Origin of the sequence: Acidovorax sp. BoFeN1 (genome assembly GCF_003345135.1) — a bacterium.
Taxonomy (GTDB): Bacteria; Pseudomonadota; Gammaproteobacteria; order Burkholderiales; family Burkholderiaceae_C; genus Acidovorax; species Acidovorax defluvii.
This window is the reverse complement of the sequence record NZ_QOZT01000016.1, coordinates 19,768-34,433: the sequence shown is the minus strand read 5'-3', so window position 1 is coordinate 34,433 and position 14,666 is coordinate 19,768. Positions and strand designations below refer to the sequence as shown.

The 14,666-nt window shown below is 65.6% G+C and carries 14 protein-coding genes; 4 read left to right on the top strand and 10 right to left on the bottom strand.

Annotation, left to right across the window (positions count from 1 at the left end; translation table 11 throughout):
* The first annotated feature begins 8 nt into the window (after nucleotides 1–8).
* Complete coding sequence (locus tag DTW89_RS06230; protein WP_114655304.1) at nucleotides 9–836, top strand: ChaN family lipoprotein; 828 nt, start codon at nucleotides 9–11, stop codon at nucleotides 834–836.
* Nucleotides 837–847: 11 nt separating this feature from the next.
* Here the strand turns inward: DTW89_RS06230 and DTW89_RS06225 are convergent, their stop codons facing one another.
* The gene (locus DTW89_RS06225) at nucleotides 848–3,511 is read right to left on the bottom strand and encodes a sensor domain-containing protein (RefSeq protein ID WP_114655303.1); all 2,664 of its coding nucleotides are present in this window, start codon (nucleotides 3,509–3,511) and stop codon (nucleotides 848–850) included.
* Between the two features lie 51 nt (nucleotides 3,512–3,562).
* On the opposite strand from DTW89_RS06225, the gene purU reads away from it, so the two are divergent.
* The 3 genes from purU to DTW89_RS06210 all read left to right on the top strand — a co-directional run bounded on the left by purU (nucleotide 3,563) and on the right by DTW89_RS06210 (nucleotide 7,309).
* The gene (gene purU / locus DTW89_RS06220) at nucleotides 3,563–4,411 is read left to right on the top strand and encodes a formyltetrahydrofolate deformylase (RefSeq protein WP_024813182.1); all 849 of its coding nucleotides are present in this window, start codon (nucleotides 3,563–3,565) and stop codon (nucleotides 4,409–4,411) included.
* Between the two features lie 199 nt (nucleotides 4,412–4,610).
* Entirely contained in the window at nucleotides 4,611–5,516 is a 906-nt protein-coding gene (locus DTW89_RS06215; protein WP_114655302.1) for a LysR substrate-binding domain-containing protein, read from the top strand.
* A 287-nt stretch (nucleotides 5,517–5,803) separates the two neighbouring features.
* The gene (locus DTW89_RS06210) at nucleotides 5,804–7,309 is read left to right on the top strand and encodes an FAD-linked oxidase C-terminal domain-containing protein (protein ID WP_024813184.1); all 1,506 of its coding nucleotides are present in this window, start codon (nucleotides 5,804–5,806) and stop codon (nucleotides 7,307–7,309) included.
* A gap of 807 nt (nucleotides 7,310–8,116) precedes the next feature.
* Here the strand turns inward: DTW89_RS06210 and DTW89_RS06205 are convergent.
* From DTW89_RS06205 to trpE, 9 genes are all read right to left on the bottom strand, one after another.
* The gene (locus tag DTW89_RS06205; RefSeq protein ID WP_114655319.1) at nucleotides 8,117–8,836 is read right to left on the bottom strand and encodes a uracil-DNA glycosylase; all 720 of its coding nucleotides are present in this window, start codon (nucleotides 8,834–8,836) and stop codon (nucleotides 8,117–8,119) included.
* Between the two features lie 225 nt (nucleotides 8,837–9,061).
* Nucleotides 9,062–9,862, bottom strand: a complete 801-nt coding sequence (gene trpC, locus DTW89_RS06200; protein WP_111866317.1) for an indole-3-glycerol phosphate synthase TrpC — start codon at nucleotides 9,860–9,862, stop codon at nucleotides 9,062–9,064.
* Between the two features lie 26 nt (nucleotides 9,863–9,888).
* Nucleotides 9,889–10,440 carry a hypothetical protein gene (locus tag DTW89_RS06195; RefSeq protein WP_114655301.1) on the bottom strand — a complete coding sequence of 184 codons (552 nt, stop codon included), beginning with the start codon at nucleotides 10,438–10,440 and terminating at the stop codon, nucleotides 9,889–9,891.
* A 56-nt stretch (nucleotides 10,441–10,496) separates the two neighbouring features.
* Nucleotides 10,497–10,655: a hypothetical protein gene (locus tag DTW89_RS19495; protein ID WP_201740954.1), complete on the bottom strand. Its 159-nt coding sequence runs from the start codon at nucleotides 10,653–10,655 to the stop codon at nucleotides 10,497–10,499.
* A 65-nt stretch (nucleotides 10,656–10,720) separates the two neighbouring features.
* Nucleotides 10,721–10,936 carry a hypothetical protein gene (locus tag DTW89_RS06190; protein WP_111866321.1) on the bottom strand — a complete coding sequence of 72 codons (216 nt, stop codon included), beginning with the start codon at nucleotides 10,934–10,936 and terminating at the stop codon, nucleotides 10,721–10,723.
* Nucleotides 10,936–11,970 (bottom strand): anthranilate phosphoribosyltransferase, encoded by a 1,035-nt coding sequence (gene trpD, locus DTW89_RS06185; protein WP_114655318.1) that lies wholly within the window; start codon nucleotides 11,968–11,970, stop codon nucleotides 10,936–10,938. The genes DTW89_RS06190 and trpD overlap by 1 nt, the downstream gene beginning before the upstream one ends.
* Nucleotides 11,971–12,054: 84 nt before the next feature.
* A complete protein-coding gene (locus DTW89_RS06180) occupies nucleotides 12,055–12,639 on the bottom strand; it encodes an anthranilate synthase component II (protein WP_114655300.1) in 585 nt (194 codons plus the stop codon).
* Between the two features lie 4 nt (nucleotides 12,640–12,643).
* Nucleotides 12,644–12,973: a chorismate mutase gene (locus tag DTW89_RS06175; RefSeq protein ID WP_087747810.1), complete on the bottom strand. Its 330-nt coding sequence runs from the start codon at nucleotides 12,971–12,973 to the stop codon at nucleotides 12,644–12,646.
* On the bottom strand, nucleotides 12,970–14,469 hold the full coding sequence (gene trpE / locus DTW89_RS06170) for an anthranilate synthase component I (RefSeq protein ID WP_114655317.1): 1,500 nt from the start codon (nucleotides 14,467–14,469) through the stop codon (nucleotides 12,970–12,972). The genes DTW89_RS06175 and trpE overlap by 4 nt, the downstream gene beginning before the upstream one ends.
* Between the last annotated feature and the right edge of the window lie 197 nt (nucleotides 14,470–14,666).

Below are 14,666 nucleotides of genomic sequence, written 5' to 3'. Positions count from 1 at the left end.
ATGGCGCCATGTGGCCTGCATTGTCCAAATTCCTGTGGCGGCTGGGAGGCGCCCTTACCGCCCTGTCCCTGGCCGGCTGCGCCAGCCGCCCCGCCGTGCTGCCTGCTGCCCTGTGGCCGGCGCCGCTGGACACCGGGCACCGCACCGACGTGCTGCTGCTGGGTGAGCAGCACGATGCCCCCGAGCACCAGCGCCTGCAGCGCGACACGGTGCTATGGCTGGCGGCGCGTGGGCAGCTGGCGGCCCTGGTGCTGGAGATGGCCGAGCGCGGCCACAGCACCGCTGCGCTGCCGCGCGATGCTTCCGAGGCGCAGGTGCAGGCGGCCCTGCAATGGCAGCACGCGGCCTGGCCCTGGTCCGCTTACGGCCCCGTGACCATGGCCGCCGTGCGCGCCGGGGTGCCCGTGCTCGGCGGCAACCTTCCGCGCAGCGCCATGGCGGCGGCCATGCAGGAAAACCACTGGGACGACCACCTTGCCACCGCCGCCCGCCAGCAACTGCTCGATGCCCTGCAGCAGGGCCACTGCGGCCTGCTGCCTGCGGCGCGGCTGCCCGCCATGGCGCGCATCCAGATCGCGCGCGATGCCAGCCTGGCACGGGCCGCCCAGGAGGCCGTGCGCCCGGGCCAGACCGTGTTGCTGGTGGCGGGCGGCGAGCATGTGCTGCGCCACCGGGGCATTCCCACGCACTGGCCGGCCGGCCTGACTGCAAAAGTGGTCTCAGCGCTTACCGATAAAGTGCAAGCAGCTACAGAAACAGGAATCGATATGGTCATCACCACCGCACCTTTGCCCCCCTATGACGCGTGCGCGGCGTTGCGCCCGCCGACGAAGTAGCGCGCCCGCGCCTACCTGACCTGCTGGGCCCGCACCAGGGCGGCAAACACCTCGGCCGGAACGGGGCGGCTGCAGTAATACCCCTGGAAACTGTCGCAACCGCGCTCACGCAAGAAGGCCAGTTGCTCGGCCGTCTCGACGCCCTCGGCCAGCACCCTGAGGCCCATGCTGTGGCCCATGGCGATGATGGCCGCGCTGATGGCCATGTCGTCCGCGTTTTGCGGAATGTCGCGGATGAACCCCTGGTCGATCTTGAGCACGTCGATGGGAAACCGTTTGAGCTGCGCCAGCGATGAATAGCCGGTGCCGAAATCGTCCACCGCCAGCCGCAGGCCCAGGTCGCGCAGGCGCCGCATGGTCAGCAGCGCCTGGTCTTCGCGCTCGGCCAGCGCGCTCTCGGTGATTTCCAGCTCCAGCTGGGCGGCCGGAAATCCGGTTTTCCGCAACGCCGACGCCGTGCAGTCCGCCAGATCGGTCAACTGAAACTGGCGCGGCGACACGTTCACCGCCAGCGTCAGTGCGGGCAGCCCCTCATCGCGCCAGCGCTGCCCCTGCCGGCAAGCCTCGCCGATGATCCACTCCCCCAGGGGGCCAATGATGCCCGACACTTCGGCCACGGGGATGAAGCGGCCGGGCGCAATCATTCCCTCCTCGGGATCGTTCCAGCGCACCAGCGCCTCCGCGCCCTCGATGCGTCCCGTGGCAATGTCGATCTGCGGCTGGTAATGCAGCACCATGTGTCCGTGCGCCAGCGCCTGGCGCAGGCGCGACTCCAGCGCCAGCCGGTCGCGCGCGGACTGGGTCATTGCTTCGGTGTAGAAACACCAGGCCCCACGCCCCAGCGCCTTGGCTCCGTACACCGCGGCATGGGCCCCCTGCAGCAGGGTCTGGGCCGTGGCGGCATGTTCGGGAAACATGCAGATGCCCACGCTCGCACCGGCCACCACTTCGAACCCATCGGGCGAGCGCCAAGGCTCCGCCACCGTGGCGATCAGTTGCCGTGCCACCGCCGCCGCGCCATCGGCATGGCGCAGGTGGCGCACCACCACGGCCAGTTCGTCCCCCGCCATGCGACCCAGCAGGTCGCCCGGCCGCATGGCTGCCTGCACGCGGCGCGCGATGTCCTTGAGCACCTGGTCGCCAATGGCATGGCCATAGCTGTCGTTGACATCCTTGAACCGGTCCAGGTTCAGGTGCAGCACGGCCATGTGCTCGCCGCTGCCGCGGGCCTGCACCACCGCGTCTTCCAGCTGTCCGCAGAACCACAAGCGGTTGGACAGGCCGGTGAGTGCATCGTTGTGCGCCAGAAACTCCATGCGCTGGTGCTGCGCCTTCTCATCGGAGATGTCGGTGAACATGCACACATAGTGCGTTGCCGTGCCAGCGGCATCGCGCACCACACTCATGGAGATGTGCTCTGGAAACACCTCGCCGTTCTTGCGCCGGTTCCAGATTTCACCCTGCCAGCGCCCGGTGCGCTTCATCGACTCCCACATCGCCTCGTAAAACGCCCGGTCATGCCGACCCGACTTGAAGATGCGCGGCGTCTTGCCCAACAGCTCGTCTTCCGCGTAGCCCAGGAGCCGCGTGACCGAAGCGTTCACCGACAGGATGCGGTTGTGCGTGTCCGTCACGATCACGCCTTCGCTCATGTGGTCCATCACGGTGGATGCCAGCCGCTGGCGCTCATCGACCTGGCGCTCGCGGGTCAGATCGGTCAGGATGCCCGAGAAACGATCAGGCTGCCCCGCCTCGTTCAGGTGGCGCACCCCCCGCGCCATGAACCAGCGATAGCTGCCGTCAAAGCACCGCAACCTCGCCTTCTCGACAAATGGCTCGCCCGAGGCCAGGGCGTAACGCACAGCCAGGCGTATGCGCTCGCGGTCGTCGGGATGCAGCCGCTCGCGCGGGCGGAAATCCCGCGCAAAATCATCGCCTGTGTAGTGCAGCATGCGCGCCACGCTGGGCGAAAAGACGGTGCGCGACCGCACCAGATCGCGGTCCCACATACCGCCCCCGCTGCCCTCGACCGCCAGGCGAAGGCGTGTCTCGCTGCGCTCAAGGGCGGTGCGCGCGGCCTGGATCTCGCCCATTTCTTGCAACACGCAGTCCAGGTGGGCCGGTTCGTCGCCCTCCTCGGGCACGTAGGTCACGGTGTTGAGCATATGCACCACATGCCCGTCAGACGGCCGGGTGTAGTGCCGCGGCCCCAGGTAGTGGTCAATCTCGCCCGCCAGCAGGCGTGCCAGCTGCTGCGTGGCCTGTTCCGGGTCGTCGGCCTGAACGATCTTGCGGATATTCTGGGCCTGCAATTCGGCCAGCTCCATGCCCAGCATTCGGCACAGGCAGCCATTGGCCCACAGAATGTGCCCATCCAGTGCCACGCGCGCCATGCCCACCGGCGCGTGGTGCACTATCTGCGCCAGCTCGCGCGCCGCCGCCGAGCGTTGCCGCTCCACCTTGCGCATGCGCGCCAGCAGCCAGCCGGCCAGGGCACTGGTGAAGAGCACATACGCCCAGCCCTTCCAGGTCTGAAAATGCGCAATCTGCTCGGGCGTGCCAGCCCATTGGGCCAACAGCGCATCGCCCGCGAACACCCATGCAAGGCCAAAGGCGAGGTACAGCGCCACTCCCCACCAGGGGGTGAGTTTCGCGACGAAACACGGGATGTACATGAAGTTCCTTATTCCGACACCTGCGGGCCTTGCTGCGACAATCGCACAGCTATGACCCACGCTTACATCCTTACTCTCTCGTGCCCCGACCGCCTGGGGCTGGTGCACGCCGTCTCTGGTTTCCTGCTGGAGCATGGCGGCAACATCGAAGAAGCCGCCCAATACAACGACAACGCCACGGGCCTGTTTTTCATGCGGGTGCAGTTTGCCTGCGACCAGCACGACCACGCCACCCTGAAGACCCGCCTGGCCACCTTTGCAGAGCCCCACCAGATGCGCTGGAGCCTGCATGCCACGGCCCAGCCCGTCAGAACCGTGCTCATGGTCAGCAAGGAAGGCCATTGCCTGAACGATCTGCTGTTTCGCTGGAAGAGCGGCCTGCTGCCCATCGACATCCGCGCCATCATCAGCAACCACCGCGACTTCTACCAACTGGCAGCCAGCTACAACGTGCCGTTCCACCACATTCCCCTCACCGGCACCACCAAGGCGCAGGCCGAGGCCAAACAGTACGAGATTATCGAGGCCGAAGGGGCCGAACTGGTGGTGCTGGCTCGTTACATGCAGATACTTTCACTTGATCTGTGTCAAAAACTAGCCGGACGGGCCATCAATATCCACCACAGCTTCTTGCCAAGCTTCAAAGGTGCCAAGCCGTATTACCAGGCACATGACCGTGGCGTGAAGCTCATCGGCGCCACTGCCCACTACGTCACCGCCGACCTCGACGAAGGCCCGATCATCGAGCAGGATGTGGCCCGCGCCGACCACACCGACACCGTGGAAGACCTCACCGCCCGCGGCCGCGACACCGAAAGCCAGGTGCTGGCCCGCGCCGTGAAGTGGCACAGCGAGCACCGCGTGCTGCTCAACGGCCACAAGACCGTGATCTTCCGCTAGAGATATGGAACACCCCCCTGAGTCGCTTCGCGCCTTCCCCCCGCTCTCGCGGCGCTGCGCGCCGCAGGCAGGGGGACGCCGCCAGTGCACGCCAGTGAAACGCCGCCTACGCGGCATGGCGGCCCTTGCGCGGCGGCCTTCGCTTGAGCCGGGCCTGTCTCAGGCGCCACGGGCAGCACACATTCCAGGGGTTTGCTAAATGGCCACGGCAACACCGTCCTCTTTCCTCAGCAGCGCGGCGCGGCGCATTCCGCCCATCCAGTGCCTGCTGACGTTTGAAGCCCTGGCCCGCCTGCGCAGCGTGACGCAGACGGCCGAAGAGCTGTGTGTCACGCCCAGCGCCGTGAGCCACCGGGTCAAGCAGCTGGAGCAGATCCTGGGCGTGCGGCTGTTCGGCCGCGCCGATTTTTCGCTGACCACCGAAGGCAGCGCCTACCTGGCCCATGTCCGCGAAGGGCTGGGCGCGCTGCAGCGCTTTCCGGGCCAGGTAGCGGCGCCGGGGCGGCGGCGGCTCAAGCTGGCCGTCACGCCCACGTTTGCGCGCACCATCCTCATCCCGCGCCTGCGCCAGTTCACCGAGGCCTACCCCGAGATCGACCTGGCCTTGCAGGTGTCCATTCCGCTGCTGGACGTGGTGGCCGAAGACGCCGACCTGATGGTGCGCTTTGGCGCGGGCCACTATGCCGACGTGGAGCATGTCGAGATTGCCCGCGACGTGGTCACACCCCTGGCCTCGCCCGCCTTCGTGCGCGAGCACGGCCCCTTTGACCGTCCCGAAGACCTGGAAGGCGTGCCCCTGTTGCGCAGCCCGCTGGAACCCTGGCGCACCTGGTTTGCCGCCACCGGCCTCGATTGGGCCGAGCCCAGCGAGGGCTCGCAGTTCAACGACATCGGCCTTATGTGCGACGGCGCCGCAGCCGGCATGGGCGTGGCGCTGGTTCGCCTCAAGCTGGGCGCGCCCTGGCTCGAAAACGGCACGCTGGTGCGCCTGTTTGCCACCGACACCGCCAGCCCGCACGCGCACTACCTGTGCTGGCGCACCGGCACCATGGACCGCTGGGAATGCGCCGCGTTTGCCGAGTGGCTGCGCAAGACCATGGCGTAGTAGAGGCATCCCCCTGAGTAGAGGCATCCCCCTGAGTCGCCTTTGGCGCCTTCCCCCTTCTCTCGGCTGCGCCGGGAAGGGGGACGCAGCCCTCGCTGCGGGGCGGCCCTTGCTCGGCTGCCCTCGCCCGAGCCGCGCCCTCCTCCACCAAGTTCAGGCAAAAATCAGCCCCAGCGCTTGTCCATCAAGCGCTAGAAGCTATCAATTAGTGAGCATTTCGGTATTTTTCACAAACACCTGCAGAAAACCTCACACCCCGCCCGTCCCCATCCCCTACAGTGGCGACCATGAACACCGACAGCATGTCCGTTGCCGCCCCTTCGCCCGCCGAGCGCTCTGCGCGCCAGGCTGAAGTCGTGCAGGCCCTCACCCGCGTGGTGCCCCAGCATTCCCTGCTCTGGCACAGCGAAGACACCACGCCCTACGAATGCGATGGCCTCACCGCATACCGGCAGCGCCCGCTGGTGGTGTGCCTGCCCGAAACCGAGACGCAAGTGCAGGCCGTGCTCAAGGTGTGCCACCAGCTCCAGGTGCCCGTGGTGGCGCGCGGTGCGGGCACGGGCCTGTCGGGCGGCGCCATGCCGCACGCCATGGGCGTGACGATGTCGCTGGCCCGCTTCAACCGCATCCTCGACCTGAACCCCGAAAGCCGCACGGCCGTGGTGCAGTGCGGCGTGCGCAACCTGGCCATCAGCGATGCGGCGGCGCCCTATGGCCTGTATTACGCGCCCGACCCCAGCAGCCAGATCGCCTGCACCATCGGCGGCAACGTGGCTGAAAACTCGGGCGGCGTGCACTGCCTCAAATACGGCCTCACGGTGCACAACGTGCTCAAGGTCAAGGGCTTCACGGTGGAAGGCGAGCCCGTCGAATTTGGCAGCGCGGCGCTCGACGCACCCGGCTACGACCTGCTGGCCGCAGTGATCGGCAGCGAGGGCATGCTGGCCGTCACCACCGAGGTCACCGTGCGCCTCATCCCCAAGCCCATGCTGGCGCGCTGCATCATGGCCAGCTTTGACGACGTGCGCAAAGCGGGCGATGCCGTGGCCTCCGTCATTGCCGCCGGCATCATTCCCGCCGGGCTGGAGATGATGGACAAGCCCATGACGGCCGCCGTGGAAGACTTTGTGCACGCAGGCTACGACCTGACGGCCGAAGCCATCTTGCTGTGCGAAAGCGACGGCACCCCCGAAGAGGTGGAGGAAGAAATCGGCCGCATGAGCGAGGTGCTGCGCGCTGCGGGCGCCACCGCCATCTCGGTCAGCCGCGACGAGGCAGAGCGCCTGCGTTTCTGGAGCGGGCGCAAGAACGCCTTTCCCGCCAGCGGCCGCATCAGCCCCGACTACATGTGCATGGACTCGACCATCCCGCGCAAGCGCCTGGCCGACATCCTGCTGGCCATTCAGGAGATGGAGAAAAAATACCAGCTGCGCTGCGCCAACGTGTTCCACGCGGGCGACGGCAACCTGCACCCGCTGATTTTGTTTGATGCAAACGACGCCGACCAACTGCGCCGCTGCGAGCTGTTTGGCGCCGACATCCTGGAAACCAGTGTGGCCATGGGAGGCACGGTGACGGGCGAGCACGGCGTGGGGGTGGAAAAGCTCAACAGCATGTGCGTGCAGTTCAGCGCCGAAGAAAACGCGCAGATGTTTGGCCTGAAATACGCTTTCGACCCGGCTGGCCTGCTCAACCCCGGCAAGGTGATCCCCACGCTGAACCGGTGTGCGGAGTACGGGAAGATGCTGGTGCGGGGCGGGCAGATCAAGCACCCGGAGTTGCCGCGGTTTTGAGGGCGGTGCGGGCTGACAATTTGAGCCTATTTGGCTGCTGGCGCTTATACACAAAGCGCTAGTAGTTATTGTTTTTATAGCTTGTAGTGTGCCTTTGCCGAGTGCGGGGGCCGGGTCTCGCCCCGGCGGGCGACTCACTTTCTTTTGCCTCGCCAAAAGAAAGTAAGCCAAGAAAAAGCGACCCTACAGGCTGCGTCCCTTCGCTTCGCTGCGGGCAACCTGCGGTGCTCAGTTTTGTCGGGGTCTCGCTAAACTCGCGCCGCTTCGCGTCACTCAAACAGACGCGAGCCCTCATCCGCCAAAACCTGCGCTCCTCGGCGCATCCTGAAGGAACCCGCAAGCGGACACCCACTCGGGCCATTGCTGCGCTCGGCCCACACCGCCCGGGCGCAAGCGCCACGCGCTGCGCAGACTGGGCCGAGCGCAGCAATGGCCCGTGTGGCTGTTTGGCTGTCGGGCTGTTCGGCTGCCCACCCCCTTCTGGCTGCGCCTGCGGCGGGGCGTTTGCGGGGTGGCATGGGCGCCTTCGCGCGCATGCTTCGTGATCTGACTCGCCGTGGTTGTCCGAGCGCAGCGCGCCAGCGCAAAGCGAGTTCCACGGCGCACCCCGCAAACGCCCCGACGCAGGTTTGCCCCGCAGGGGTCGCAGACTGCAGGGTCGCCTTTCTTTTGGGTACTTTTCTTTGGCGAAGCAAAGAACAAGTACCTCGCCCGCCGGGGCGAGACCCGGCCCCCGCCCTTAAGAGCACAGCAAAAACTATAAAAACATAGCTAAAACCGCAGACCCATCAAGCGCAAAGCACGAAATCAGCCCTCAACCTGCCCCTCCCGAAACCCCCGCGCCAATCCAAAATGCCCGCAGCCAATGAAAGGCACCGGCGGCCGCAACGCCGACAGCGGCGAGGGATGGTTGGCACACAACACCAGGTGCCCCCGGTCCGCAGGAATGACGGCACGCTTGCTTTGCGCATGCGCGCCCCAGAGCATGAACACCACCGGTCGGTGCCCTTCGGCCACATGGCGGATGACGGCGTCGGTCAGCACCTCCCAGCCCTTGCCCGCGTGGCTGGCGGGCTGGCCTTCTTCCACCGTGAGGGTCGTGTTGAGCAGCAGCACGCCGCTCGTCGCCCACTTGGCCAAACTGCCGCCGGGCAGCGGAAACGCGGGCGGCGGCGTGCCCAGGTCGCGCTGCAGTTCCTTGAAGATGTTGCGCAGCGACGGAGGCAGCGCCACGCCGGGTGCCACCGAGAACGCCAGCCCCTCGGCCTGGCCCCGGCCGTGGTACGGGTCCTGCCCCAGGATGACCACTCGCACCTCATCGGGCGGCGTGAGTTCCAGCGCGCGCAGCGGGCGCGGCGGAAAAATGACGGCCCCGGCCTCGAGCCGCGCCTGCAGGAAAGCCCGCAGCTTGCCGCCCACCGCTCCCTCAAAAAATGCCTGCACCAGCGGCTGCCAGCCCGGCGCCACGGGCCAGTCGGCGGGGTCAGCGCTTAGCAGTTGCGTCGGCGCCAGTGCGGCGTCGTTCAGTACAGAAAATTGAGTCAAATCGGCCTCCAGCGCTTATTAAGCAAGCGCGAGCAGCTATAACTTTTGCAGTCAATGGCGCCCCCGTTCTGCAACACCCGCGATCCCTGGCACTGACGCAGCCCAGGCCAGCGGCCACCGTGCAAGGGCCGCCCCGCCGCACGGGTGGCGTCCCCATGCCCGCAGCGATGCGAGAGCGGGGGGAAGGCGACTCTGGGGAAGTTAATTTCAAGCAAACAGCTTGGCCAGCTCCAGCCCCGGCTCGGGGGCGCGCATGAAGGCCTCGCCCACCAGGAAGGCGTGCACACCGGCGTCGCGCATGGTTTTGACGTCGGCAGGCTTCAGGATGCCGGACTCGGTGACCAGCAGGCGATTCTTGGGAACGTCGGCGAGCATGCCCAGCGTGGTGTCCAGCGTGACCTCGAAGGTTCGCAGGTTGCGGTTGTTGATGCCGATCAGCGGCGTCTTGAGCTTGAGCGCCCGCTCCAGCTCGGCGCGGTCGTGCACCTCCACCAGCACGGCCATGTCCAGCCCGCGCGCGATGGCCTCGAAGTCTGCCATCTGGGCATCATCCAGGCAGGCGGCGATCAGCAAAATGGCGTCGGCACCCATGGCGCGGGCCTCGTACACCTGGTACGGGTCCACGAGGAAGTCCTTGCGCAGCACAGGAAGCTGACAGCTGGCGCGGGCCTGTTTGAGGTAGTCCACGCTGCCCTGAAAAAACTGCTTGTCGGTCAGCACCGAGAGGCAGGCCGCGCTCACCTTGCCGTCGCCGTCGGCGTAGCTTTGGGCAATGTCGGCGGGAATGAAGTCGGCGCGGATCACGCCCTTGCTCGGGCTGGCCTTCTTGATCTCGGCAATCACCGCCGCCTGGCCCTTGGCGATTTTTGCGCGCAACGCGCCTTCAAAGTCGCGCGTGAGCACGCGGCTCTCGGCGTCGGCGCGCATGGCGGCCAGGGGCAGGCGCTTTTGGGCGGCGGCGACTTCTTCGTGCTTGACGGCGACGATTTGGTTCAGGATGTCAGACATGGTTTAAGAGGGAAATGGTGGAATGGTCAACGGGCATGGGGCACGTCTGAACCCGCGAGCAGTGGTGCGCCCGAGCGGCGGATCCGCAGGCGCTCTGCCAGCGTGTTCACGCAGCGGTCAAGAATGCGCAGGTTGCGCTGAAACGGCCGGGAAGTCAGATGCACCAAGGTCAATGCGGCCACAGGTCCACGGCGAACATGCCGCAGTTCCAGCAAGAAGGTCGCACCAGTTTCTCTGGTGGCGGCCGGATAGCAACCCAGACTGTATTGGGCAGGGTCAATTTGAATGCGCTCGCGTTGGGCAAGACCTACCGGTGTCAGGCTGCCCTGCTGAAAATCAACGATCCACCCCCGGCGAACCTGCTTGCTTCGCCATTGCAGATGCATCGCCAGCACGACCAAACCCGTGCAAAGGAGCGCAACAACCCAGAATGCGGGGCCTTCCTTCAGACCGGTCATCCACAACACGGATGCGCTGCAAAACAGACCCGACAGCGCAGTCGTTAGGATGATTTCGCGTCTGGAAGCAGCCGACTCCAGGTTTTCGGGCAGCCATACCCTTGGCTGCATGGCCAGCATCCCGGCCCACACCGGCAGGGATGTGGGCCTGATCGGAAGGCGGAGTGGTAGCGGTGTCAAGGCGCATCCTTTGGCGGCACCGACTGATCGGCATCCACTGCCGGAGGCTCCGGCGTCTTGAGCACCCGCACAAAAACCCGGTGCATGACGAACCCGGCCACGACGAAAAGCGCCGAGACGCCCAATGCGATCCAGGTACCAGGGTCCTGCCACATGGTGCGCGTCCGGGATCAGGCCGTCGGCGCGGGGGTGCGCGCGACGATGCGCTTCAGAACATCGTTCATGGTGTCTGGTGGTCTTGCGGCCGTGGGGTGGCAGCCGAGGCGCCTGGCGCGGCGGGCTTTGACGATGACGGCTGTGGGGCGCTGGTCTCAGCCGGGGGGCGGCGCAGCGTGCGGTGCAGGGCCAGCGCAAACAGCACAAACCCGACCACCATCACGGCCGTGATACCCAGCCAGACCCAGGTGCCGGGGTAGTTCCAGATAGATGTTTCCATTACAAGACTCCCAGTGAATGGGTGAGCGTTACCAATTGATCGAGTTTGGCGAGTGCCGCGCCCGAGGTCAGGGCTGCGCGGGCGCGGGCCAGGCCGTCGGGGATGGAGCTGGCCACGCCAGCGGCATACAGCGCGGCACCGGCGTTGAGGCAGACGATGTCACTGGCCGCGCCAGGCTTGCCATGGAGCACGTCGAGCATCATGGTGCGCGACTGCTCGGGGGTTTCCACGCGCAGCTGGCGGGTGCTGCTCATGGCCAGGCCGAAGTCTTCGGGGTGCACTTCGTATTCTCGGATGGCGCCGTCCTTGAGTTCACCCACCAGGGTAGAGGCACCCAGGCTGATCTCGTCCAGGCCGTCGCGTCCATAGATCACCAGCGCGTGCTGCGCGCCCAGGCGCTGCAGGGCACGCACCTGGATACCCACCAGGTCTTCATGGAACACGCCCATGAGGATGTTGGGGGCGCCCGCGGGGTTGGTCAGCGGACCCAGGATGTTGAAGATGGTGCGCACGCCCAGCTCTTTGCGCACGGGCGCCACGTTCTTCATGGCCGGGTGGTGGTTGGGCGCGAACATGAAGCCGATGCCCACCTCGGCAATGCACTGGGCAATGGCTTCGGGCGACAGGTTGATGTGCACGCCCAGGGCTTCCATGGCGTCGGCGCTGCCGCTCTTGCTGCTCACGCTACGCCCACCATGCTTGCTGACCTTGCCGCCCGCCGCCGCGATGACAAAGGTGGCGCAGGTGGAGATGTTGAAGGTGTTGGCGCCGTCGCCGCCCGTGCCCACGATATCAACCATGTGCGTGGTGTCTGGCACATGCACCTGGGTGGAAAACTCGCGCATCACCTGCGCGGCGGCGGTGATCTCGCCAATGGTTTCCTTTTTCACGCGCAGGCCGGTCACGATGGCGGCCGTCATGACGGGCGAGAGCTCGCCGCGCATGATCAGGCGCATCAGGTGCAGCATCTCGTCGTGGAAAATTTCGCGGTGTTCGATGGTGCGCTGCAGCGCTTCCTGGGGGGTGATGGGCATGGTGTTCTTTCCGGTGTGCGTTTCAATGAAATTGGCCGAAAGTCCAATACAGGCAAGCGGCAACAGCTATCTAAAAAATAGCAATCAAACTGCCTGCTCCAGAAAATTGCGCAGCATGGCGTGGCCGTGCTCGGTGAGGATGCTCTCGGGGTGGAACTGCACGCCTTCAATCGGCAGCGTCTTGTGGCGCACGCCCATGATCTCGCCGTCCTCCGTCCAGGCGGTGATTTCCAGCACCTCGGGGCAGGTGGCACGCTCGATGGCGAGCGAGTGGTAGCGGTTCACCGTGAACTGCGCGGGCAGCCCGGCAAACACGCCTTTTTGCGTGGTGGTGATGACGCTGGTCTTGCCGTGCATGAGCTCTTGGGCCCGCACGATGCTGCCGCCAAACGCCGCGCCAATGGCCTGGTGGCCCAGGCACACGCCCAAAATGGGCAGCTTGCCGGCAAAGTGCTGGATGGCAGCCACCGAGATGCCGGCCTCTGCGGGCGAGCAGGGGCCGGGCGAGATCACGAGGCGATCGAGCTGGCCGGCGTTCAGGCGCGCTTCGATCTCGGCCACGGTGATTTCGTCGTTGCGGAACACCTCCACCTGCGCGCCGAGTTCGCCGAAATACTGGACGATGTTGTAGGTGAAGCTGTCGTAGTTGTCGACCATCAAAAGTTTCATGGCCTCACCCCTCCTGCGTGGCGGTTGGGCGCAGGCGCGCGAACTCGCGGTGTTCATGGGCGATGTAGGCCTCCATCATGCTGCGGTAGATGGCCTCCATCACGTCGGGCTCGCCGCCCTCGATCTGGGTGCGGGCGCGCACGCGGTCCACGATGGCCTGGATGCGTTCTTCGTCACGCACCTGCGACGCATCCTGCTTGATGCGCGCGGCCTGGGTCATGTAGCCGCCGCGCGTTACCAGCAAAGGCACCAGCACGTCGTCCAGCGCATCGATGTGGCGGCGCACATCGTCCATGGTGGTGCAATGCTGCACGTTGTTGATGGCCTGGGTCATTCCAGCCCCTCCTCGACAAGTTCGGCGGCGCGCATCAGGGCGCGCGCCTTGTGTTCGGTTTCCTTCCACTCCAGCTCGGGCACCGAGTCGGCCACCACACCCGCGGCGGCCTGCACATACAGCGTGCCGTCCTTGATGATGCCGGTGCGGATCGCAATGGCCACGTCCATGTCGCCCGCGTAGCTCAGGTAACCGCAGGCACCGCCGTACACCCCGCGCTTGACGGGTTCGAGCTGATCGATCAGCTCCATGGCATGCACCTTGGGCGCGCCCGTGAGGGTGCCTGCGGGGAAGGTGGCCTTGAGCACATCCATGCTGGTCATGCCCTCGTTCAGCAGGCCTTCGACGTTGCTCACGATGTGCATCACGTGGCTGTAGCGCTCGACCACAAAGGCTTCGGTCACCTTGACGGTGCCCGTCTGGGCGATGCGCCCGATGTCGTTGCGCGCCAGATCGATCAGCATCACATGCTCGGCACGCTCTTTCGGGTCGTTGATGAGTTCCACCTCGGCGGCCTTGTCCTTCTCGGGCGTGGCACCGCGCGGGCGTGTGCCAGCCAGTGGCCGGATGGTGACTTTGGTGCCTGCATCGGTGTGCTCCTGGCGCACCAGGATCTCGGGGCTGGCGCCCACCACATGGAAATCTCCAAAGTTGTAGAAATACATGTACGGCGAGGGATTCAGCGAGCGCAGCGCGCGGTACAGGCTCAGGGGGCTTTCCGTGTAGCGCTTGTGGATGCGCTGGCCCACCTGCACCTGCATGAAATCACCGGCGGCAATCAGCTCCTTGGCCCGGTCCACGGCCGCAAGATAGTCGGCCTTGGCAAAGCTGCGCTGTGCGGGGTGGTTTTCGGTGGCTTTGACCACCGGGGCACTCACCGAGTATTTAAGCTGGTCCTTGAGATCGCGCAGCCGCTTTTTGGCCTTCCCATAGGCTTCGGGCTGGGCCGGATCGGCATAGACGATCAGGTAAAGCTTGCCCGAGAGGTTGTCGATAACAGCCAGCTCTTCGCACTGCAGCAAAAGGATGTCGGGGGTTTCCAGCGCATCGGGCGGGCAGGTGGTTTCGAGCTTTTTTTCGATGTAGCGCACCGTGTCATAGCCAAAGTAACCCGCCAGGCCACCACAAAAGCGCGGCAGGCCCGGGCGCAGGGCCACCTTGAAGCGCTTTTGGTAGCTCTCAATGAAATCGAGCGGGTTGCCGCGCGCGGTTTCCACCACCTGGCCGTCGGTCACCACCTCGGTTTTGGCGTCTGCACCAAAACCGCTGGCGCGCAACAAGGTTCGGGCGGGCAGACCAATAAAGCTGTAATGGCCAAACCGCTCGCCGCCCACCACCGATTCCAGCAAGAAACTGTGCTTGCCGCCGTCTTTGCTGTGCGCAAGCTTCAGGTAAAGCGAGAGCGGGGTTTCAAGGTCCGCAAAGGCTTCCGCCATGAGCGGGATGCGGTTGTAGCCTTCACCGGCCAGGCTTTTGAATTCAAGTTCCGTGATCACGGGGAGAGCTCCCAGCTGAGGCAGCGCGTTGTACAAAGCGCCGCTGTTCATTCGACAGGCCCCGGCGGGGCCACGGGTGCACGCTGGGAAAGAGGCCCAGGTGCCATCAGGCGTTCAAAAAGACAGGCTTACGCCAGGGCCAGGCTCCCCGGTCGCTGCAACCTGTAATGAACACGTGGTGTATGAACATGGGCAAA

What these genes read in the sequence shown, in the direction of transcription:
- DTW89_RS06230 (WP_114655304.1), top strand. Translation starts at nt 9, where the DNA reads ATGTGGCCTGCATTGTCCAAATTCCTGTGGCGGCTGGGAGGCGCCCTT.
- DTW89_RS06225 (WP_114655303.1), bottom strand. Translation starts at nt 3,511, where the DNA reads ATGTACATCCCGTGTTTCGTCGCGAAACTCACCCCCTGGTGGGGAGTG.
- purU (WP_024813182.1), top strand. Translation starts at nt 3,563, where the DNA reads ATGACCCACGCTTACATCCTTACTCTCTCGTGCCCCGACCGCCTGGGG.
- DTW89_RS06215 (WP_114655302.1), top strand. Translation starts at nt 4,611, where the DNA reads ATGGCCACGGCAACACCGTCCTCTTTCCTCAGCAGCGCGGCGCGGCGC.
- DTW89_RS06210 (WP_024813184.1), top strand. Translation starts at nt 5,804, where the DNA reads ATGAACACCGACAGCATGTCCGTTGCCGCCCCTTCGCCCGCCGAGCGC.
- trpC (WP_111866317.1), bottom strand. Translation starts at nt 9,862, where the DNA reads ATGTCTGACATCCTGAACCAAATCGTCGCCGTCAAGCACGAAGAAGTC.
- DTW89_RS06195 (WP_114655301.1), bottom strand. Translation starts at nt 10,440, where the DNA reads ATGCTGGCCATGCAGCCAAGGGTATGGCTGCCCGAAAACCTGGAGTCG.
- DTW89_RS19495 (WP_201740954.1), bottom strand. Translation starts at nt 10,655, where the DNA reads ATGTGGCAGGACCCTGGTACCTGGATCGCATTGGGCGTCTCGGCGCTT.
- DTW89_RS06190 (WP_111866321.1), bottom strand. Translation starts at nt 10,936, where the DNA reads ATGGAAACATCTATCTGGAACTACCCCGGCACCTGGGTCTGGCTGGGT.
- trpD (WP_114655318.1), bottom strand. Translation starts at nt 11,970, where the DNA reads ATGCCCATCACCCCCCAGGAAGCGCTGCAGCGCACCATCGAACACCGC.
- DTW89_RS06180 (WP_114655300.1), bottom strand. Translation starts at nt 12,639, where the DNA reads ATGAAACTTTTGATGGTCGACAACTACGACAGCTTCACCTACAACATC.
- DTW89_RS06175 (WP_087747810.1), bottom strand. Translation starts at nt 12,973, where the DNA reads ATGACCCAGGCCATCAACAACGTGCAGCATTGCACCACCATGGACGAT.